General features: G+C 68.7%; 19 protein-coding genes. 6 read left to right on the forward strand and 13 right to left on the reverse strand.

Going from position 1 to position 20,416, the window contains the following annotated elements; all coding sequences use genetic code 11:
- Positions 1-111: 111 nt before the first annotated feature.
- The 3 genes from hisD (at position 112) to QOZ99_RS15080 (ending at position 3,564) form a co-directional block, all read left to right on the forward strand.
- Positions 112-1,422: a histidinol dehydrogenase gene (gene hisD / locus QOZ99_RS15070; protein ID WP_306890818.1), complete on the forward strand. Its 1,311-nt coding sequence runs from the start codon at positions 112-114 to the stop codon at positions 1,420-1,422.
- The gene (locus tag QOZ99_RS15075) at positions 1,419-2,180 is read left to right on the forward strand and encodes an SDR family NAD(P)-dependent oxidoreductase (RefSeq protein WP_306890819.1); all 762 of its coding nucleotides are present in this window, start codon (positions 1,419-1,421) and stop codon (positions 2,178-2,180) included. Before hisD ends, QOZ99_RS15075 begins: the two co-directional genes overlap by 4 nt.
- A 343-nt stretch (positions 2,181-2,523) precedes the next feature.
- Positions 2,524-3,564, forward strand: coding sequence for a zinc-dependent alcohol dehydrogenase family protein (locus tag QOZ99_RS15080; protein WP_306890820.1), 1,041 nt, complete (start codon positions 2,524-2,526; stop codon positions 3,562-3,564).
- 27 nt (positions 3,565-3,591) lie between these two features.
- Here the strand turns inward: QOZ99_RS15080 and QOZ99_RS15085 are convergent, their stop codons facing one another.
- The 13 genes from QOZ99_RS15085 to QOZ99_RS15145 all read right to left on the reverse strand — a co-directional run bounded on the left by QOZ99_RS15085 (position 3,592) and on the right by QOZ99_RS15145 (position 16,896).
- Entirely contained in the window at positions 3,592-4,680 is a 1,089-nt protein-coding gene (locus QOZ99_RS15085; RefSeq protein ID WP_306890821.1) for a pyridoxal-phosphate-dependent aminotransferase family protein, read from the reverse strand.
- Positions 4,677-5,462, reverse strand: coding sequence for an ATP-binding cassette domain-containing protein (locus QOZ99_RS15090; RefSeq protein WP_306890822.1), 786 nt, complete (start codon positions 5,460-5,462; stop codon positions 4,677-4,679). The genes QOZ99_RS15085 and QOZ99_RS15090 overlap by 4 nt, the downstream gene beginning before the upstream one ends.
- The gene (locus tag QOZ99_RS15095; RefSeq protein WP_306890823.1) at positions 5,459-6,262 is read right to left on the reverse strand and encodes an ATP-binding cassette domain-containing protein; all 804 of its coding nucleotides are present in this window, start codon (positions 6,260-6,262) and stop codon (positions 5,459-5,461) included. The genes QOZ99_RS15090 and QOZ99_RS15095 overlap by 4 nt, the downstream gene beginning before the upstream one ends.
- Entirely contained in the window at positions 6,259-7,092 is an 834-nt protein-coding gene (locus tag QOZ99_RS15100) for an ABC transporter permease (RefSeq protein ID WP_306890824.1), read from the reverse strand. The genes QOZ99_RS15095 and QOZ99_RS15100 overlap by 4 nt, the downstream gene beginning before the upstream one ends.
- The gene (locus QOZ99_RS15105; RefSeq protein WP_306890825.1) at positions 7,092-8,078 is read right to left on the reverse strand and encodes an ABC transporter permease; all 987 of its coding nucleotides are present in this window, start codon (positions 8,076-8,078) and stop codon (positions 7,092-7,094) included. Before QOZ99_RS15105 ends, QOZ99_RS15100 begins: the two co-directional genes overlap by 1 nt.
- Before the next feature lie 40 nt (positions 8,079-8,118).
- Positions 8,119-9,720, reverse strand: a complete 1,602-nt coding sequence (locus QOZ99_RS15110; protein WP_306890826.1) for an ABC transporter substrate-binding protein — start codon at positions 9,718-9,720, stop codon at positions 8,119-8,121.
- A gap of 255 nt (positions 9,721-9,975) precedes the next feature.
- The gene (locus QOZ99_RS22320; protein WP_370876869.1) at positions 9,976-10,038 is read right to left on the reverse strand and encodes a hypothetical protein; all 63 of its coding nucleotides are present in this window, start codon (positions 10,036-10,038) and stop codon (positions 9,976-9,978) included.
- Between the two features lie 349 nt (positions 10,039-10,387).
- Positions 10,388-11,026 (reverse strand): dihydroxyacetone kinase family protein, encoded by a 639-nt coding sequence (locus QOZ99_RS15120; protein ID WP_306890827.1) that lies wholly within the window; start codon positions 11,024-11,026, stop codon positions 10,388-10,390.
- A gap of 11 nt (positions 11,027-11,037) precedes the next feature.
- A complete protein-coding gene (locus tag QOZ99_RS15125; RefSeq protein WP_306890828.1) occupies positions 11,038-12,039 on the reverse strand; it encodes a dihydroxyacetone kinase subunit DhaK in 1,002 nt (333 codons plus the stop codon).
- A 37-nt stretch (positions 12,040-12,076) separates the two neighbouring features.
- A complete protein-coding gene (locus QOZ99_RS15130) occupies positions 12,077-13,048 on the reverse strand; it encodes an ABC transporter permease (protein WP_306890913.1) in 972 nt (323 codons plus the stop codon).
- Between the two features lie 50 nt (positions 13,049-13,098).
- Entirely contained in the window at positions 13,099-14,727 is a 1,629-nt protein-coding gene (locus QOZ99_RS15135; protein WP_370876866.1) for a sugar ABC transporter ATP-binding protein, read from the reverse strand.
- A 103-nt stretch (positions 14,728-14,830) separates the two neighbouring features.
- Positions 14,831-15,841: a substrate-binding domain-containing protein gene (locus QOZ99_RS15140; protein WP_306890829.1), complete on the reverse strand. Its 1,011-nt coding sequence runs from the start codon at positions 15,839-15,841 to the stop codon at positions 14,831-14,833.
- Positions 15,842-15,900: 59 nt separating this feature from the next.
- Complete coding sequence (locus QOZ99_RS15145) at positions 15,901-16,896, reverse strand: ABC transporter permease (protein WP_306890830.1); 996 nt, start codon at positions 16,894-16,896, stop codon at positions 15,901-15,903.
- A gap of 498 nt (positions 16,897-17,394) precedes the next feature.
- Between QOZ99_RS15145 and QOZ99_RS15150 the strand changes: the two genes are divergently transcribed.
- The 3 genes from QOZ99_RS15150 to QOZ99_RS15160 are packed head-to-tail and all read left to right on the forward strand — an operon-like array spanning position 17,395 to position 20,259.
- Complete coding sequence (locus QOZ99_RS15150) at positions 17,395-18,483, forward strand: LacI family DNA-binding transcriptional regulator (RefSeq protein WP_306890831.1); 1,089 nt, start codon at positions 17,395-17,397, stop codon at positions 18,481-18,483.
- Positions 18,484-18,492: 9 nt separating this feature from the next.
- Positions 18,493-19,155, forward strand: a complete 663-nt coding sequence (locus QOZ99_RS15155; RefSeq protein WP_306890832.1) for an aspartate/glutamate racemase family protein — start codon at positions 18,493-18,495, stop codon at positions 19,153-19,155.
- A gap of 42 nt (positions 19,156-19,197) precedes the next feature.
- Positions 19,198-20,259 carry an aldo/keto reductase gene (locus QOZ99_RS15160; RefSeq protein WP_306890833.1) on the forward strand — a complete coding sequence of 354 codons (1,062 nt, stop codon included), beginning with the start codon at positions 19,198-19,200 and terminating at the stop codon, positions 20,257-20,259.
- Positions 20,260-20,416: the final 157 nt, after the last annotated feature.

Here is a 20,416-nt window from a genome sequence, read left to right on the forward strand (position 1 = left end):
TGTTCTGACGCATTTTCTTCACGCGAACCGGAATCCACTTCGCTCGAAAATGCTCTAGCCCATCCCGCTCTTCTCGCCTTCGAGACACCTGTAAACGTAAGGACCAGCACCATGGCCGTAACCCATCTGAAGCGCGGCAAGCCCTCCGAAGAGCGCTCGCAGGACGACCGCAAGGTTCGTGAGACGGTCGAGACCATCCTCGCCGACATCGAGGCGCGCGGCGACGCGGCGGTGCGCGAACTGTCGGAGAAATTCGATCGTTATTCGCCGCCGGCCTTCCGTCTGACCTCCGGCGAGATCGAGGCGCTGATGGCGCGGGTTTCGACGCGGGACATGGAAGACATCCGCTTCGCGCAGACGCAGGTGCGCAATTTCGCGCAGGCCCAGCGCAATTCGATGACGGATATCGAGATCGAGACGCTGCCCGGCGTCATTCTCGGCCACAAGAACATCCCGGTGCAGTCGGTCGGCTGCTATGTGCCGGGCGGCAAGTTCCCGATGGTCGCCTCGGCGCATATGTCGGTGCTGACCGCCGCGGTGGCCGGCGTGCCGCGCATCGCCGCCGCGACCCCGCCCTTCAAGGGCGAACCGAACCCGGCGGTGATCGCCGCCATGCATCTGGGCGGCGCGCATGAGATCTATGTGATGGGCGGTATCCAGGCCATCGGCGCGCTGGCGATCGGCACGCAGACCATCGCCCCCGTCGACATGCTGGTCGGGCCGGGCAATGCCTATGTCGCCGAAGCCAAGCGCCAGCTCTATGGCCGCGTCGGCATCGATCTGTTCGCCGGCCCGACCGAGACGATGGTGATCGCCGACGACACCGTGGATGGCGAGATCTGCGCCACCGACCTGCTTGGGCAGGCCGAGCATGGCTACAATTCGCCGGCCGTTCTCGTCACCAACAGCCGCCGCCTCGCCGAGGACACGCTCGCCGAGATCGACCGTCTGCTGGCGCTGCTGCCGACCGCCGACACGGCGACGAAATCCTGGGCCGATTACGGCGAGGTAATCCTGTGCGACAGCCATGAGGAGATGCTCGACGTCGCCAACGACATCGCCTCCGAGCATGTGCAGGTGATGACCGACCGGGACGACTGGTATCTCGCCAACATGCATTCCTATGGCGCGCTGTTCCTCGGGGCCCGCACCAATGTCGCCAATGGCGACAAGGTGATCGGCACCAACCACACGCTGCCGACCCACAAGGCGGGGCGCTACACCGGCGGCCTGTGGGTGGGCAAATTCCTCAAGACGCACAGCTACCAGAGGATCACCACCGACGAGGCGGCGGCGATGATCGGCGCCTATGGCTCGCGCCTGTGCCTGCTGGAAGGCTTCGTCGGCCATGCCGAGCAGTGCAATGTGCGCGTGCGCCGCTACGGCCACAAGAACGTGCCCTATGGCGAGGCGGCGGAATGAACGTCGCCGCGCCCTCGTTCCGGCTTGATGGGAAACGGGTACTGGTGACGGGCGCGGGGCGGGGCATCGGCCTCGCCATCGCGCGGGCCTGCGCCGCCTCGGGTGCGGACGTGACCCTGTGCGCCCGTTCGGCGGGCGAGATCGGCGAGGCCGCGGCCGCGTTGCGCGGGCTGGGTCTCAAGGCCGAGGCGCTGCCGGCCGACGTCACCGATGTGGAGGGGTTCGCCGCGCTCGTCGCGGCGCGCCCGGCCTTCGACGTGTTCGTCAACAATGCCGGCACGAACCGGCCGAAGCCCCTCGCGCAGGTGACGGTCGAGGATTACGACGCCGTGCTGGGGCTGAACCTGCGCAGCGCCGTGTTCGCAGCCAAGGCCGTCACCGCCCGGATGATCGAGGCGGCGCGCGGCGGCTCGGTGATCAACATGTCCTCGCAGATGGGCCATGTGGGAGCGGCCAACCGCACGCTGTACTGCGCCTCGAAATGGGGGCTGGAGGGCTTCACCAAGGCGCTGGCGGTGGAACTGGCGCCGCATCGCATTCGCGTCAACACCATCTGCCCGACCTTTGTCGAGACGCCGATGACCGAGCCCTATTTCCGTGATCCGGCGTTTCGCGCCGAGGTGTTGGCGAAGATCCCGCTGGGCCGCATAGGGCAGGTGGAGGATGTGGCGGCGGCGGCGGTGTTCCTCGCCAGCGATGGCGCGTCGCTCATGACGGGCAGCGCGCTGATGCTGGATGGAGGGTGGACGGCGCTGTGAACCGTGCGGATCGTCCCGCCGCGATCCGTGCCGCCCATCGCCGGACATCGAGACCGGCGCGCCTGAACGACGCGGCCACCTGTTCTCTCCCGGGAGGGCGTCATTGCGGAACGCGAGCGGCCCGTGCGGCCCGGGCGGTTGCCTTCTGGCCCGCCTTCGCTCGTACGGCCAAGGCGTCCCAGTGCCGGCCGAGCGAGGGGCGGGCGCTGCGCCGCTGGCAGTTGAAGGTGGCGGGCTCTTGCCGGCGCGCGGGCGGCGTGCTCCGGTGTGATCACATTCGCCCCGGCATTGTCCGCGAGAGGCCGGCGTGCCGGGGCGTCCGGATCCTGAGGGTGCGTGCATCATGAAAGCCGTCGTCTATGAAGCCTTCGGGCAGGCGCCTGAATTGCGAAACGTTGCCGATCCGACGCCGGAGCCTCATGGCGTGGTGGTCAAGGTCGAGGCAACGGGCGTCTGCCGCAGCGACTGGCACGGCTGGGTCGGGCATGATCCCGATATCCGCCTGCCGCATGTGCCGGGTCATGAACTGGCCGGCACCATCGTCGCGGTGGGACGCCGGGTGATCCGCTTTCGCGTCGGCGACCGGGTGACGGTGCCTTTCGTGGCCGGCTGCGGCGCGTGCCCGCAATGTCATGCCGGCCATCAGCAGGTGTGCGATCACCAGTTTCAGCCCGGCTTCACCCATTGGGGCTCGTTCGCCGAATATGTCCGGCTCGACCAGGCCGACCTCAATCTGGTGCGGCTGCCGGAGGAGATTGATTTCGTCACCGCGGCCACGCTGGGGTGCCGGTTCGTCACCTCGTTCCGCGCGGTGGTGGACCAGGGCCGCACCAGTGCCGGCCAGTGGGTGGCGGTGCATGGCTGCGGCGGCGTCGGCCTGTCGGCGATCATGATCGCCGCGTCGCTCGGCGCCAATGTCGTGGCGGTGGATATTTCCGACGACAAGCTGGCCTTCGCCCGCGAGATGGGCGCGCAGGTCGTCATCAATGCCGCACGGGTCGGCGATGTGGCCGCGGCCGTGATGGATGCCACCCAGGGCGGCGCCCATGTCTCGCTCGACGCGCTGGGACACCCGCAGACCTGTTTCAACTCGGTGGCGAACCTGCGCAAGCGCGGGCGGCACATTCAGGTCGGCCTTCTTCTCGCCGACCAGGCCGCGCCGCCCATTCCCATGGCGCTGGTGATCGCCAGGGAGCTGGAGATCCTCGGCAGCCACGGCATGCAGGCGCATCGCTATGGCGACATGCTGGCGATGATCCGCGCCGGCAGCTTGACGCCGCAGCGCCTCATCGGCCGGCGGATCACGCTGGAGGAATCGATTGTCGCGCTGACCACGATGGATCGTTTCGACGGCACGGGCGTCACGGTCGTCGACCGCTTCTGAGCGTGCGCCGCGCCGGGGAGCGCGGGTTCAGGCGTGGGGCGCAAGGCCGGCGAGTGCGGCTTCGATATCGGCCGGCAGGCCGGCCCCGCGCAGTTCCACGCCCAGTGCCTCGATACCTCGCGCGACCGCTGCCGGCGCGGCGCGCGGGCCGGTATGGTTGAGGCGGATCAGACGCTCGGTGCCGGGGCCGATGCACGCGGTGATCTCGACCTCGACGGGGAGGGCGGCGAGCAGCGCTGCCCGATCCATGCCCGCCGGCAGCACCGCCGCGGTGACGAGGTTCGACGGCGCGCCCCTCTCGGGCCAGAGCTTGAGGCCGAGCCGCTGCACGGCGCGGCGGGTCGCCACCGCCGCAAGGGCGTGGCGCGCGATGACGGACGTCAGTCCCCCGCGCTCGATCCGGTCCAGCGCGGCGGCGAGCGCATGCCATTCGAGCGGGGCGGGCATGCCGGGCAGCGGACCGCGCCCGGTGTCCAGCCAGCCCTGCTTGAGATCGCGCAGCGAGAGAATGGAGCCGGTCGGCGCATCCGGCCGTTCCGCCAGCGCCCAGGCGCGCTCCGAAACCGATATCGCGGAGAGGCCGGCCGGCCCGCCGAGCGCCTTTTGCGGGCCGATGACGGCGACGTCGATGCCGAGCGCATCGATGTCGAGCGCATGGCCGCCGGCGGAGGCCACCGCGTCCACCACCGTGACGATGCCGCGCGGGCGGGCGAGGGCGAGGATCTCGGGGAGCGGGTTGAGGATGCCGCTGGCCGATTCCGCGTGGACCAGCGCGAGCAGGGCGGTTCGCGGATGCCGGTCGAGCGCGGCGGCGACGGCCTCCACCTCGATCGGCGCGGCCGGGGCGGCGGTGAGTTCGATCACCTCGGCGCCGGCCCGGCGCAACCAGCCGCCGACCATGACGCCATAGGGGCTGGTGACGATGTTGAGCACCGGCAGGCCCGGCCGGGCGAGGCTCGCCGCCACCGCTTCCAGCGCCACCACGGCCTCGGCCTGCACGAACACGATATCGGCCTTGGTGCCGAAGAGCCCAGCCAGCCGATCGGCGATCTGTCGGTAGCCGAGGGCGGGGAAGGGGGGCGGATCGAGCAGCAGCGTCCAGTCGGGCGGGGTCATCCGGTTCTCTCCCTCGCGAGATGGGGCACGGCGGCAACCAGCGCACGCGCCGCCGCGCTCTCCGGCGCGCGCACGACCTGCGCCGCCGGGCCGTTCTCCACGATCCGCCCGCCCTCCATCACCGCGATGCGGTGGGACACCGCGCGGACGGCGGCGAGGTCGTGCGAGATGAAGATATAGGCGAGGCCGCTCGCGCGTTGCAGGTCGACCAGCAGTTCGAGGATGCGCGCGCGCACCGCGACGTCCAGCGCCGACACCGCTTCGTCCAGCACGATGAGGTCCGGCTTCAGCGCCAGCGCCCGCGCGATCGCGACACGCTGGCGCTGGCCGCCGGACAGATCGAGGATCGAGCGGCCCGCATGGTCGGGCGGAAGGCCGACGCGCGTGAGCAGCTGGGCGACCTCGTCCGGCCAGCCGGCGCGGGGGGCGAGGGCGTGGATGCGCAGCGGGTCGGTCAGCACGCCGGCCACCGTGGCGCGCGGGTTGAAGGCGGCGAGGGGATCCTGGAACACCATCTGCAGGTGCCGGCGTGCCCGGCGCAGCGGCGCCCCCTCCAGCGACAGCCAGTTCGCCCCGCGAAAGCGGATGCTGCCGCCATCGGGCGCGACGAGGCGCACCAGCACGCGGGCGAGCGTGGACTTGCCGCAGCCGGAGGCGCCGACCAGGCCGAGCGTCTCGCCGGGCGCGAGGGTGAGCGAAACATCGTCCAGCGCGGCGACGCGGCGGCCTCCGCTGTGGAACGTCTTGGTGAGGCCGGCGACCTCCAGCAGGGCGGCGTTCATGGCGCGGCCTCGCCGATGAGCGGCGGGGTGTCGAGATCGATATGGGCGTTCAGCAGCCGTCTCGCCTCGGTGCTGATCGGCCGTTGCAGGATGTCGCCGGCCCGGCCGGCCTCGACCAGCCGTCCCGCCCCCATCACCGCGATGCGGCCGGCCAGTTGGGCGGCCAGCGCCATGTCGTGGGTGACGAAGATCAGCGTCATGCCCCGGTCGCGCGTCAGCGCATCGAGCAGCGCGACGATGGCCGCCTGCACCGTGGTGTCGAGCGCGGACGTCACCTCGTCGGCGATGAGGATGGCGGGCCCGGCGGCGATGGCGGCGGCGATGGCGACGCGCTGGCGCTGGCCGCCCGAGATCTGGTGCGGATAGGCGGCGAGCAGCCGGCCGGGGTCCGGCAGGTGTACCTGCGTCAGCAGGTCCGCCGCATGGGCGCGAGCCGCGCGTCCGCTCAGGCCCAGATGGTGGCGGGCGCCCTCGGCCACCTGCTCGCCGATGGTAAGCACCGGGTTGAGGCTCTGGCCCGGATCCTGGAAGACATAGCCGAGGTCGCGGCCGGGGGTGGGGCGCCGGCCCGCTGCCGGCCAGTCCAGCGTGCCGGTGAGTTCGGCGCCGGCCGGCAGCAGCCCGGCAATGGCACGCGCCAGCGTCGATTTGCCCGAGCCGCTCTCGCCGATAATGGCGAGCCGCTCGCCGGCGGCGATGTCGAAATCGATCGGGCCGAGCGCGGGATGCGCGGCGCCGGCATAGCGCACGCCAAGGGCGCGCAGGCGGCAGAGGGAGGCGCCGGTGCGGGGAGGGGTCATGGCGCCGCCCTTCCGCGCCTGTCCAGCGCCTCGCCGATGCCCTCGCTGACGAGATAGATGCCGAGCACGGTGACGACCAGCGCCAGCCCCGGCAACAGCGAGAGCGAGGGCGCGGTGCGCAGCAGGTTGCGTCCCTCGGCGATCATCGTGCCCCAGGTGACGATGTTGGGATCGCCGAGGCCGAGGAAGGAGAGCGCCGCCTCGATCAGCACCGCCGCCGCCACGATCAGCGCGGCAATGGCGAGCGCGGGCGTCAGCGCATTGGGCAGGATCTCGCGGAAGGCGATTTCGGCCGGGTGCATGCCGATCACCCGCGCCGCCGCCACGAAGTCGCGTTCGCGCAGCGACAGCACCTGTGCCCGCACCAGCCGCGCCGGCTCGGTCCACGCGCCGAGCGCGATGGCGAGCACCACCGTGCCGATGGAGGGGCCGAGCGTGGAAACGAAGGCGAGCGCCAGCAGGAAGCGCGGCACCACCTGGAAAGCATCGGTGATGCGCATCAGCGCCTCGTCGACCAGCCCGCCGGCAAAGCCCGCCACCGTTCCGACCACCGAGCCGATGAGCAGCGCCGCCGCCATGGCGGCAAGGCCGACGGCCAGCGAGGCGCGGGCGCCATGGATGAGCCCGGCCAGCACATCGCGCCCCAGCCGGTCGGTGCCGAGCGGCAGACCGGCGTCGCTGAAGGGCGGTAGCAGCGCCGGGCCGGCAATGGCGAGCGGATCGCGCGGGGCGAGCCACGGCGCGGCCAGCGCCGCGAGGGCGATCGCCGCGAGGATGAGGAGGCCGGCCATGCCGGCGCCCGAGCGCAGGTAGCGGCGCAGAAAGGCCATCAGCCCGCCTGCCTTGCGCCGATGCGCGGGTCCAGCCACGCATAGAGGAGATCGATGGCGAGGTTGATGGCGATCACCATCACCGCGCTCACCAGGATGATGCCGGCCAGCAGCGGCCCGTCGCGCCCGGCCACCGCTTCGCTGGCCAGCCGCCCGAAGCCGGGAATGGCGAAGACGCTCTCGATGACGACGGAGCCTCCCAGCATGGCGGCGGCCTGCAGGCCGAGCATGGTGACGAGCGGCAGCAGCGCGTTGCGCGCCACGTGCCGCCACACGATGCGCGCTCGCGACAGCCCCTTGGCCTGCGCGAAGGTCACGAAATCCAGCTGCCACACCTCGGCCATGGCCGAGCGCATGACGCGCAGGAAAAGCGCGAGATAGATGAAGCCCAGCGCCGCCACCGGCAGCACGAGATGACGGGCGATGTCGGCCGCCCGCGCCAGCCCGGTCTTGCCGGAGGCGATGGTCTCGATGCCGGAGCCGGGCAACCAGCGCAGATCCACCGTGAAGAACAGCACCAGAACCAGCCCGAGCCAGAAGCCCGGCACGGCGTAAAGCGCGAGCGAGCCCACAGACAGCAGCCGGTCGGTGAGGCTGCCGGGTCGCGCCCCGGCCACGACGCCGAGCAGCGAGCCGAGCCCGAAGGACAGCGCCAGCGCCGAGCCCATCAATAGCAGCGTGTTCGGCAGGCGCTCCGTGATCAGCGCGCTCACGGGCCGGTCGAAGGCCACCGACCAGCCGAGATCGAGATGGGCCAGCGCGGCGAGATAGATCCATAGCCGGGCGAGGACGGACTGGTCGAGCCCGTAGTGCTGGCGCAACTGGGCGACCAGCGTCGCGTCGCCGCCGCCGCTGGTGACGAGATAGGCATCGACCGCGTCGCCCGACGCCAGTTCCAGCAACAGGAAGGTGGCGAGCACGAGAATGAGCAGCACCGGCACGGCGGCCAGCGCGCGCCGGCGCGCGAGAACCCAATTGCCTGTCACCTCGACGCCCCGTCTGCCCGTCTGTCTGCCCGCCTGTGCTTCAGCCCTGCAGCGCCGTGTCCGACCAGTTGGAAACGGCCCAGCGCGGGTTGCTGGCGACATTCTCCACCGTGTCGCGCGCCACCGTGATGAATCCCCACTCGGCGACGTTGATCAAGGGCAGGTCGGCCGCCACCAGCTTCTGGAACGTCTTGTAGAGCTGGGTCCGGGCGCTGGTGTCGACCGTCCTTGCCGCCTGCGCGATGACGGCGTCTATCTCCGCGCTCACGAAGCCGCCCTGGTTGGAGAAGGGCACTCCGGCCGGCAGGCCCGACTTCACCAGAATGGTGGTGGAGATGGCCGGATCGCCGCGAAACACCGGCGGCGCCACGGCAAGGTCGAAGGCGTGGTCGGCATAGACCGCCTTGATATGGGCGGCGGCATCATTGTTCACGAGCTGCGCGTCGATGCCGACGGCCTTGAGCGCCTGCTTGAGGTAATCGCCGAACTGCCGCGTCTCGTTGAAATAGGGCGCCGGCAGCAGCCTCAGGGTAAAGCGCACGCCGTCCGCGCCCCGCGTGTAGCCGGCTTCATCCAGCAGGGCGTTGGCGCGTGCGACGTCAAACGGATAGGTCTCGACATCGGGTGTGTAGAACTCGCCCGCATTCTTCGGCACCGGCCCGGTCGAGGCGGTGGCATAGCCGAGGAAGATGGTGTCGACGACAAATTTGCGATCGATCGCGTGGGCGATGGCCTGGCGCACCTTGAGGTCGGCCAGTTCCTTGCGGCGATGGTTGATTTCGACCACGAGCTGGTAGGTGAGCCCCTCATAGCCCTCGGGAACCACCTTGATGCCCGGCACCTTGGCGATGCGGGCGAGATCGGCCAGCGGCACCGCCGAGAAGGCGGCGAGCTGGATCTCGTCCGCCTCCAGCGCGGCACCGGCGCCGGCGCGGTCCGGCAGCACGCGGAAGATGATCTCCTCCAATGCCGGCTTGCCCTTGTCCCAATAGGCGTCGTTGCGGGTGAGCCGGTAATATTGCCCCGGCTTGTATTCCGCGAATCTGTAGGGGCCGGTGCCGACCAATTGCACATTGGCCGGGTTGGTGGCGATGTCGGTTCCCTCATAGAGGTGCCTGGGCAGCACGGCCGTCACCGCCGGCAGCGCGTTGCGGATCAGCTGGATCGGGGTCGGCTGGCTGAAGCGGAACACGGCGGTGAGCGGGTCGGGCGTGTCGACCGCCGTCAGATCGGCGAAGATGGTGCGGCCGAGATTCTGCAGCGGCTTCCACACCTGAAGCGCGGAGAAGGCGACGTCGGCCGAGGTGAAGGGCTTGCCGTCATGCCATGTCACGTCGGGGCGCAGCCGGAAGGTGACGGAAAGTCCGTCGCTCGATCCTTCCCACGCGAGCGCCAGACGCGGCGCCAGCCCGTTCTCGCCGGTATAGGAGGCCTCGGCCAGCGGCTCGATCACCTTGCTGGCCACGAAGAACACGCCATTGGAGGCGACGATGGCCGGATTGAGGTTTTTCGGCTCGGAATCGGCGGCGACGACCAGCCGTCCGCCCCCCGCCGCGTGCGCCCGCAGGCCGAGCGTGGCCAGCCCCGCCAGCGCGGCGGTACCTTGCAGAAGGAGGCGGCGTGAAACGGTCAAAACAGCCATGACGTGCTCGGACCCGGTCGCTCATGGGAGATACGCCGACGATCCGTCCCCTGGTCAGATGTCGTATGAACCAAGATGAGACACCGAAGCCGCGGCGGTTTCAATAGGATTTATACTTCTTTTGTATGTTTTCGTCGCAGGCGAGGAACATAGGTGTGAGAATTTATTACGTAACGTAACAGGCGGGCGATGCCTTTCATCGCTCGACCAACCGCTGGAGCAGCCCTGCCGCGCACCTTGGCCGGGCGCCGCCCTTCACTCACCACGGGGATAGCGGCGGTCGTCTTCCAGATTGTTGAGGTCGAGGTGATTGCGCATGTAGTGCTCGGAGGCCCTCTGCCGCGGCTGGAAATCCCCGGGGGGTAACAGGCGCCGTTGCGCAGCGCGGGGTAGACCGCGTGCCGGCGCGCCTGGCTGGCGCGCACCTCTGCATCGAAGCGGGCGAGGTCCCCTTTGGCTTCCGCGAGCACGCGCAGCCGGGCCTCGATCTCGGCGAGGACGGGATCGCCGGCGCGGTTGTGGCGCTCCAGCGGGTTGGCCGACGTCGGCAGGGCGGGCGACGGCGACGGCGGCGGAAGGATGCCCATCGTCCAGGCATCCCCGCCGGGGAAAGGCGAAGGGCCGGCCTGCCCCAGCGGGTTTCGCGCGGCCCGGTGAGCGCGCGCCGTCAGCCGGCGACGACCTCGCTCATGGTCTTGACCAGCAGCACGCCGACCGTGGCGCCGGCATCCTGCAGGCCCACGGTCTTCTCCTGGAAGGCGGCCGCCTTGCCGTGCTGGGCCACCATGGTCCTGGTGCGCTCCAGCGCCGCCTCGGCCTCATCCGCCGCCGCCTTCAAGGCCGGGGCCAGCGCGGCGCCGGAAGCGGCCTGCGCTTCCAGCACGCCGGCGACGGGATCCAGAACGTCGAGAATGGTCTTGTCGCCGAGCCTCGCCTTGCCGCGCTCGGCGATGCCGGTGGCGTAGGCGCGCCAGAAGGCGGCCAGTTCCGGCGTGCCGATGGTGTCCTTGCCCTCCAGCGCCTTGGCGCCGCGCAGGAAGCCGGTGGCGGTGAGCGTGCCCATGGTGGAGGGCGCGGTCTTCGCCATGGTGGCGCCGGCGCCGCGCAGCAGCTTCGATAGCCCCGCCTCCGGACCTTCCGCCGCCACCGTGTCATAGGCGGCGGCGAAGGCCTTCGCCATGGTGATGCCGAGATCGCTGTCGCCCACCTTGCCGTCCAGCGCGATCAGGAAGTCGCGCTGGACGGCGAACATGTCGCGCCAGGCGCGGATGAGGCTGATGAGATCCTCGGCGCGGATCGCGTCCATGGTGTGTCTCCTCAGGCCTTGTAATGGGCGAAGAACGGCGTGTTCGCCGGGGCGGCGATGAGCGGATCCAGCTCGGCATCGAGCTTGAGCACCGAGATCGAGGCGCCGGCCATTTCCATGGCGGTGGCGAACTCGCCGATCCACACGTATTTCACCTTGGCGCCCTTTTCCTCGAACAGCTGCGAGACGCGGCGGAACAGGATGTAGAGTTCTTCCTTCGGCGTGCCGCCGAGGCCGTTGACCAGCACGGCGAACTCGTCGCCGCGGCCCGCCGGCAGCTCGGCGAAGACGCGCGCCATCATCTGGTCGACCACCGCGTCGGCGGGGGCGAGCTTGGTGCGGCCGATGCCGGGCTCGCCATGAATGCCCATGCCGATTTCCATCTCGTCGGCGCCGACGTCGAAGGTCGCATGGCCGATTTCCGGTACCACGCAGCTCGACAGCGCGACGCCGATGGTCCGCACGTTCAGCCGGGCCTTGTCGGCAAGGCGCGTCACCTCGTCGAGCGAAAGCCCGTTCGCGGCCGCCGCGCCGGCCGCCTTGTAGACGAAGAAGATGCCGGCGACGCCGCGCCTTTTGTGCTCCTCGCCGACCACGGAGGAAGCGACGTCGTCATTGCCGACGACCTGTTTCACCGCGATTCCGTCAAGGTCGGCCAGTTCGGCGGCCATGTCGAAATTGATGATGTCGCCGGTATAGTTGCCATAGATGTAGAGCACGCCGGCGCCCTGATCGATGGCCTTGGTCACTTCGTACATCTGCTCGGCGCTGGGCGACTGGAACACGCCGCCGACGGCGCAGCCATCCAGCATGTTGTCGCCGACATAGCCGAGGAACAGCGGCAGATGGCCCGAGCCGCCGCCCGTGGCGATGCCGACCTTGCCGGCCTTGCGGCTGGCAACGACGAGGCAGCGCCGGTCGTCGTTCACATAGGTGACCTGGGGATGAGCGCGGTAGATGCCGTCCAGCATCTCGTCGACGAAGTTCGCCGGATCGTTGAGAAACTTCTTCATTGTCCTCTTGGCTCCCAAAGCTTGGTAATCCGACGGCTCAGCTTTTCTTCTGCGCGGTCACGAAGAAGGCGGCGGCGAGCAGGATGAAGCTGCCGACCACGACGCGCTGCCAGGTGGATGGAATGCCGACCATGACCAGCACGCTGTTGACCACCACCACCAGCAGCACGCCCAGCAGCGTGCCGAGCACGGAGCCGGTGCCGCCGGTAATGCGCGCCCCGCCCAGCACGACGGCGGCGATGACGTTGATTTCGCTGCCGACGAGGTCGAACGGGTTCGACTGCCGGTTGGCGCAGGTATGGATGATGCCCGCCAGCCCGGCGAGGCCGCCGGCATAGGCGAACAGGAAGATGTGGATGGTGCGCAGGCTGTAGCCGAGGCGCTCGGCCACGTTGGCATTGCCGCCCACCGCGAAGATGGCGCGGCCCATCAGCGTGCGGTTCAGCATCCACCACGTCACCAGCGCGGCCGCCGGCAGCACCAGGAAATAGAAGGGCAGGGTGATGGTGCGCCCGTCCGCCGCGTCGAACTGCACCAGCGGCAGGCGCCCGAACGCGCCCATGTTCGGCGGCAGCGACATGATCCACACCGTGCCGATGAAGGCGAGGAGGATACCGCGAAACAGATATTGCGTGCCGATGGTGACGATCAGCGAGGGCACCTTCAGGTGATGCACCAGAAGGCCGTTGACGACGCCGAGCAGCGCCCCGCCGACCACCGCCGCCACCAGCAGCAGCGCGATCGGCGCGTCGGGCCAGTGGTTCTTCACCAGCAGCGTCAGCGTATACATGGTGAAGGCGGCAATGGCGGTGAACGACACGTCGATGCCGCCCGCCGCCAGGATGATGAACACACCGAGCGCGAACAGCCCCATCACCACACTGGCGCGGCCGATATCGACCAGCGAGGAGGGATGCAGGAAGGCCGGGTTGACGATGGCGACGGCGGTGCAGATCGCCAGAAGCAGCGCGAAGGTGATGATCTCCGGCCGCCGGCGCACCAGCGCCATGAAGGCGTTCGGCTTCCCCGTGGCGGCGCTGTCGTGAAGATGGGTGGCGCTCATGGGCGGGGCTCCGTCTCAACGGCAGGCGGCGTTCTGGCGGGAATGTCCGGCTTGGCGGCGAGCATGGCCTTGTAGAGAAGGTCCTCGTCCGCCGCGCGCGCGTCATATTCGGCGACGATGCGCCCGTCCTTCATCACCAGGATGCGGTCGCAGTTCTGCAAGAGTTCCGGCAGGTCGTCGCTGACGATGACGAGGCCCATGCCCTGTTCGGCGAGAAGCTGGATGACGCGGTAGATCGTATCCTTGGAGCCGACATCGACGCCGACGGTGGGGCCGTGCAGTACGAGCAGCTTGGGCAGGATGGACAGCCAGCGGCCGATGAGCACGCGCTGCTGGTTGCCGCCCGACAATGCGCCGACCGGCAGATCGAGGTTGCGGGTGTTGAGCCGCATGTCCTGCGACAGCTTGTCGGCGAGCGCGCGGCCCTTCGCCTGATCGACGATGCCGAAGGCGTTGGCGAGCTGGCGCACGACAAGGGCGATCTCGTTCTCCAGGATCGACTTGTCGAGGAACAGGCCTTCCGCCAGCCGGTCTTCCGGCACATAGCCGATGCCGAGCCGGATCGCCTGCGCGGGATGGCGGATCCGCTCCACGCGTCCCTCGACGGCGATGCTGCCGTCGGTCGCCGGCATTACCCCGGCAATGGCCATGGCGAGTTCGTTGCGCCCGGAATCGGCGAGGCCGGTAATGCCGACGATCTCGCCCCGGTGCACGGTGAAGCTGACGTCGCGCAGGTAAGGAGGGCGGGAAAGGCCGCGGATCGTGATCAGCTCCTCCGGCCCCGCCGTGCCGGTGCGGTAGCGTTCGGCGTCGATCCGGCGGCCGGTCATGAGTTCGGCCAGCTGGTGCTTGGAGTAGTCCGCGAGCGGGCCCTGCGCCACGCACTGGCCATCGCGGAAGACGATGGCGTGGCCGCCGATGCGGTAGCACTCGTCGAGCTTGTGGGTGACGAACAGCACCGCCACGCCTTCCGAGCGCAGGCGCTCGACGACCGCGATGAGGTTGTCGACCTCGCGGCGGGTGAGCGAGGTGGTCGGTTCGTCCATGATCACCATCTTCGCCCGCGTGGCGATGGCGCGGGCGATGGCGATGAGCTGGCGCTGCGCCAGCGGCAGGTCGGAGACCACGGTGGAGAGGAAGGCGCGGTCGGCCGGCAGCCCGACGGCCTTGAGCGCGGTGGCCGCCGTCTCGCGCAGGCGGGCGCGATCGAACAGGCGCGCCAGCCGGCCGCCATGGGCGACCAGCTGCTCGCTGAGCGCGACATTCTCGGCGACGTTGAGGTTGGGCAGCAGCGAGAGGTCCTGATAGACCGTCTCGATGCCCGCGCTGAGCGACTGGATCGCGGTGAGCGAGCGGTGGCTGGTGCCCTCCAGAATGATCTCGCCTTCGTCCGGGGCGTGCGCGCCGGACATGATCTTGATGACGGTGCTCTTGCCGCAGCCATTCTCGCCCAGCAGGTGATAGGCCTCGCCCGGCCGAATGGTGAAGCCCACCCCGCGCAGCGCGTGGACGCCGCCGAAGCGCTTGTGAATGCCGCGCAGTTCCAGAAACGGACGCGCGGGCGTCACGCTGGCGGAAGACGCGACACTGGCGGAAGACGTGGCCGGGTCGATGGCGTGGGACACGGAAATTTCCTGACACCGGAGGCGGCGCGCGCCGGCAGGGGGGCGCGGGCAGGAGCGCCGGGGAACGCGCAGGCGTCCCCCGGCTTTTGCGGCTATCGGGCGATCAGAAGAGGTATTCCTTGTAGTTGGCCTTGTCGGCGATCACCATGCCGTTGCCGATGATGAGGACACCCTCGCCCGGGCCCTTGATAACCTTCACCTTCTCATAGCCGGGCACGCCGAGATTGGCGCCGTCCTCGATCTTCTTGCCGGCGATCAGGCTCTTGGCGACCGAGTTCATCGCCATGCCGGCCTTCTGCGGATCCCAGAAGCCGATGGCGGTGATGGCGCCGGATTCGAGCAGGTCCTGCGAGGGGTTGGGCAGGCCGGTGCCGACCAGGCACACCTTGCCCGAGAGGCCGGCCTCGTCGATGGCGCGGCCGACGCCCAGCACGTCATTGCCGGCCGAGGTCTGGAAGCCCTTGATGTCGGGGTGCTTGCGCAGGATTTCCTTGGCCTTCTCATAGGTGCCGTTGGCGTCGTCGAACGACTCGTTGTTCGCGTCGACCAGCTGCATGCCGGCATATTTCTTCGCGTTTTCCTCGCCCGCGCCGACCCACTGCATGTGCGTGCGGCTGCCGAGCGAGCCGACGAAGGTGGTCCACTTGCCCTTGCCGTCCATGCACTTGGCGAGGCGCTCGTTGAGGGCGCGGCCGTAATCGGCGTTGTCGAACGCCTCGACGTCGGCGTTGGTGTTCTTCTGGTTGTCCGCCTCGTGGGTCACGACGATGATGCCGCGATCCATGGCGCGCTTCAGCGTGCCCTCCAACACGGACGGGTCCATCGGCACCACGGCAAGGCCGTTCACGCCCTTGGCGATGAGATCGGTGACGATCTGCAGCTGCTGCGCGGCGTCGGCGGTGGCCGGGCCATACTGGGTGGCGACGACGTCCGGATTGTCCTTCTGGAACTGCTTGACGCCGGTTTCCATGCGGTCGAACCACGGAATGCCGCTGATCTTCACCACGGTGGCGATGACCGGCTTGTTCTGGGCCATCAGCGCGCCGGCCGAGCCGGCAAGGATGGTGGCCGCCAGGGCCGAGCCGAGCAGGGCCTTCTTGGAAAGGGTTCCCATCGTTTCCTCCATTGTTGTTTTCACCCTCAGAACCAGTTTCGATGCGTGAGGGGCGCGCATCACACGAGCTTGGTGCTCTTGTCGGGAATGAGGAAGCCGACCACGTTGTAGCGGCCGACCGCCAGGAAGGTCAGGAGCAGCGCACCCCAAGCGAAATCGCGCACGAAATTGGAGAGCCCGCCGAAATTCAGCATGCTGGACATGAGCTGCAGCGCGATCGCCGCCAGCACCACGCAGACCACCCGGCCATAGCCACCCTCGGGGCGCACCCCCGCCATGACGGCGATGAGGATGGCGATCAAGAGGTAGGACGTGCCGTAATCCCATTTCACGTTGACGTTTCGGGCGGCGATGATGATGCCGGCGAGGCCCGAGAGCAGGCCGCTCGTCGCATAGGTGGCGATCAGCACGCCCGTCCGGGGAAAGCCGGCATAGGTGGCGGCCTTCGGGTTGGTGCCCATCAGCATGAGCCACAGGCCGAACGGGGTGAATTTCAGCAGCGCGGCGACCAGCGCGGCGACGCCGATGAAGATCAGGAAGCTGATCGGCACGCCGAGAAACAGCCCGTTGCCGATCTCGGACAGCAGGTCCGGGCTGCCCACCGCCACCGCGCGCCCGTCGGAGGCCACCACGGCAAGGCCGGTGAACAGCATCTGCGTGCCCAGCGTGCACAGGATGGGCGTGATGTTGAGGCGGCTGATCAGCAACCCGTTGAAGGTGCCGCCGATGAGGCCGACCAGCAGCGCGCCGGCGATGAAGGCCAGCGAATACGCGCTGGACGGATCGGTGCTCGACAGGAACTTGCCGACCACGACCGCCGCGACGACGCCCGACAGATTGGCCAGCGCGATGCCGGAGAGGTCGATGCCGCCATTGCCGGCGCACATGGCCAGCATCACGCCGATGGCGAGAAAGCCGATTTCCGGCAATTGCCCGGCCATGGACTGGAGATTGAACGGGGCGAGGAACGAGCCGCCGGAAATGGCCGCGCCAACGGCCAGCACCGCCACGTTGATGACGATGAGCATGACCAGCTGTCCGCCGGTATTCCGCATGGTCTCCTCCCGAGCGTGGTTCGTTTTTTAGTAAATTCTGACCAGCTTTACTAAATGCGTAGCAAAGCCTTTGGCGGGGTGCAAGCGGCAGCGTGGTCGGTTTCGCGCGTGTTTCGGCGGGGGAGCCGGATGGCGAGGGCGCGTGCATGACCAAATGCACGCCATGCCCCGCGCTAACGTCGGAAACGGGTGCCGGTGGGTTTCTGGTATACCAAAAACCCTTATTTTATATGCATTGCAGCAAAGCTGTCCGTTGCCGTCAATCGCTCCGGGTCGTGCCGAGGCGCGCGCCGCGCGCGCTGGCCGCCCAAGATACCGTCGCTGGCGGCCCAATTATTGGGCGCCGTCCCGGTGGTCTCCCTACGCCTGCGTGGCTCGGTGGCAAGGCAGTTGCAACGTCACGTTTTTTGCCTTAACCGTCGGAAAGAGAGCCTGAATGTTTACTAAACAAAAATCGCCCTTGGGCGGATATTACGGCTCCGGGAAGCGCTTCGCGTCATGAAAGCAAGGAAGTCTTTCACCATCAGGGACATAGCCGGGGCGGCGGGGGTGTCGCCGGCAACGGTGTCCTTGGTGCTGAACGGAAAGGGAGAGATTTCCGGCCTCACCCGCGCCCGCGTGCTGGAGGCTGCCGCCCGGCTGAACTATGCCCCCCGCATCGCCCGTACCCGCGCCGAGGCCGCCAGCACCATCCGCTTCCTCAAGATCGCCAAGCACGGCCATACGGTGAACCGCGACCACAGCGTGTTCGTCTCGGATTATATCGATGGCATGTCGGCCGAGGCGACGCGGCGCGGCTTCACGCTGGAGGTGGTCAGCCACGAGTGGCAGAACATCATCGCGGTGGCCGACACGCTGGCGGTGGCGCCGGTGAGCGGGGTCATCGCGCTCGGCACCGAACTGTCCGAGGTGGATATCAGGGTGTTGCAGGGCGTCGGCCTGCCAATCGTGTTCATCGACACGTTCTATGACGTGGTCGAGGCGAATTTCGTCAACATGAACAACGAGGACGCGGTGCACCAAGTGCTGGCGCGGCTGCGCCAGCAGGGATTCGCGCGCATCGGCTTCGTGGCGAGCCATGTCGAGACCACGAATTTCCGCCTGCGGCAGGAGGCGTTCCACCGCAACATGGCGCGGCTCGGCCTCGACGTCGATCCCGCGCATATCCTCTCCGTGGAATCGACCCATGACGGGGCCCATGCCGACACGGTGAAGGCGCTGGCCGACGGCATCGATCTGGCCGACTGCTATTTCTGCACCAACGATGTCATCGCTTACGGCTTCATCAAGGCCCTGCGCGAGTTCAACATCGCCATTCCCGAGGATGTCGGCGTGGTCGGCTTCGACAATCTGCCGCTCAGTTCCACCATGGAGCCGGCGCTGACCACGATCGACGTCTCCAAGCGCAAGATCGGCAATCTCGCCGTCACCGTGCTGGACGACCTGATCAACGCCGCCGAGCCGCCGCCGCCGGTGAAGATTCTGGTCGGCGCCCGTCTTGTCACCCGCATGAGCGACCGCGGGCCGGCCGAGCCGCGCCCGGCGCCGCGCTCGGTCCGCCGGCGCGGCATCGCCGAAACCGCCTGAGGAGACGTCATGCCCCGGCTCGCGCTCATCCATACCGTGCCCGCGCTGGTGCAGCGCTTCCGTCCGCTGGTCGAGGCGGCGCTGCCCGGCTGGGAGCGCGTCCATCGGGTCGATGAAAGCCTGCTGGCGGATACGATCCGCGAGGGGCGGCTGACCGAGGCGACCGAGGCCCGGCTCGCGGCGCATGTGCGCGATGCGGCCGGCGCGGCCGATGCCGTGCTCGTCACCTGTTCGACGCTCGGCGAGGCGGTGGACCGGCTGCGGCCGCACCTGCCCGTGCCGCTGTTCCGCATCGATCGCGGCATGGCCGAGGCGGCGGTGCGGCAGGGCTCCCGCATCGGCGTGCTGGCGACGCTTCCCACCACGCTGGGCCCCACGCTGCGGCTGATCTTTGAGACCGCGCTGGCGCAGGGGCGCGAGATCACGCTGCTGGAGCGGCTATGCGAGGGCGCTTTCGCCGAACTCGCGCAGGGCCGCCGCGATGCGCATGACGCGATGATCCGTGCGGCGTTCGATGAGGTGGCGCCGCAGGTCGATGTCGTGGTGCTGGCGCAGGCCTCCATGGCCAGCGCGCTCGATGCCGCGACGGACGGGCCGGTGCGCGTGCTCACCAGCCCCGAACTCGGCATCGCCGCAATTGCCGTCGCGCTCGGGGCACGAGACGAGGCCTGAACGGCCGCGCGACAAATCCGCCACGTCAGGGAGACGCCTTCGATGAAATACCGCACGCTCGGCCGCTCCGGCCTCAAGGTTTCGGCGCTCAGCATGGGCACGTTTTCGTTCGGCGGCGTCGGCGATTTCGCCAAGGTCGCCAATCACGGTGTGAGCGAGGCGCGCCGGCTGGTGGATGTCTGCCTCGACGGCGGCATCAACGTCATCGACACCGCCAACATGTATTCGCTCGGCCGCTCCGAGGAGATCGTCGGCGAGGTGCTGGAGGGGCGGCGCGAGCGCGTGCTGATCTCATCCAAGGCGCGCATGCGCATCGGCGAGGGGCCCAATGACGAGGGCACCTCGCGCTACCATCTGATCCGCGAGTGCGAGAGAAGCCTGAAGCGCCTGCGCACCGACCATATCGACATCTATTTCCTGCACGAATGGGATGGGCTCACCCCGATCGAGGAAACGCTTTCCGCGCTCGACGCGCTGATGCGCCAGGGCAAGATCCGCTATATCGGCTGCTCCAATTATTCCGGCTGGCACGTGATGAAGGCGCTCGGCATTGCCGAGGCGAAGAACCTGCCGCGCTTCGTCACCCAGCAGATCCATTACACGCTGGAAGCGCGCGAGGCGGAATATGAGCTGCTGCCCATTGCCGTCGACCAGGGCGTCGGGGTGATGGTGTGGAGCCCGCTGGCCGCCGGCCTGCTCTCCGGCGCGTTCGGGCGGGACCTTTTCCCGGCGGATTCCCGCCAGGCCGCCGGCTGGACCGAGCCGCCGATCCGCGACCGCGAGCGGCTGTGGAACATTGTCGATGTGCTGAACGACATCGCGCATGCGCGCGGCGTGAGCGCGGCGCAGGTGTCGATCGCCTGGACCCTGTCGCGCCCGGGCATCGCCTCGCTGGTGGTGGGGGGCACGCAGGAGAGCCATTTCCGCGACAATATCGCCGCCCTCGATCTCGAACTGACGGCCGAGGAGCGGGAGCGGCTGAACCAGGTGAGCCGCCCGCCCTACCTCTATCCCTACTGGCACCAGCATAATTTCGCCCGCGACCGTTTCCGCGCCGGCGACTGGGCGCTGCATGCGAGCTTCGAGGATCTCGGCAAGGTCTGATCGGCGCCACGCCCAACGGTCGGCGGGAGCGACCTGCGGCCGCGATGCCGCTTTGGCGGTGGTGTCATCAAGATACCGCCGTGAAGCGGCACTTCGCGGCTACCATGTGTCGATAGGCGGGGCGGGGCGTTCCGCGGGCCGGTTGGAGTGGGTGATG

Source organism: Ancylobacter amanitiformis (assembly GCF_030814815.1).
In the GTDB taxonomy this organism is placed as follows: Bacteria; Pseudomonadota; Alphaproteobacteria; order Rhizobiales; family Xanthobacteraceae; genus Ancylobacter; species Ancylobacter amanitiformis.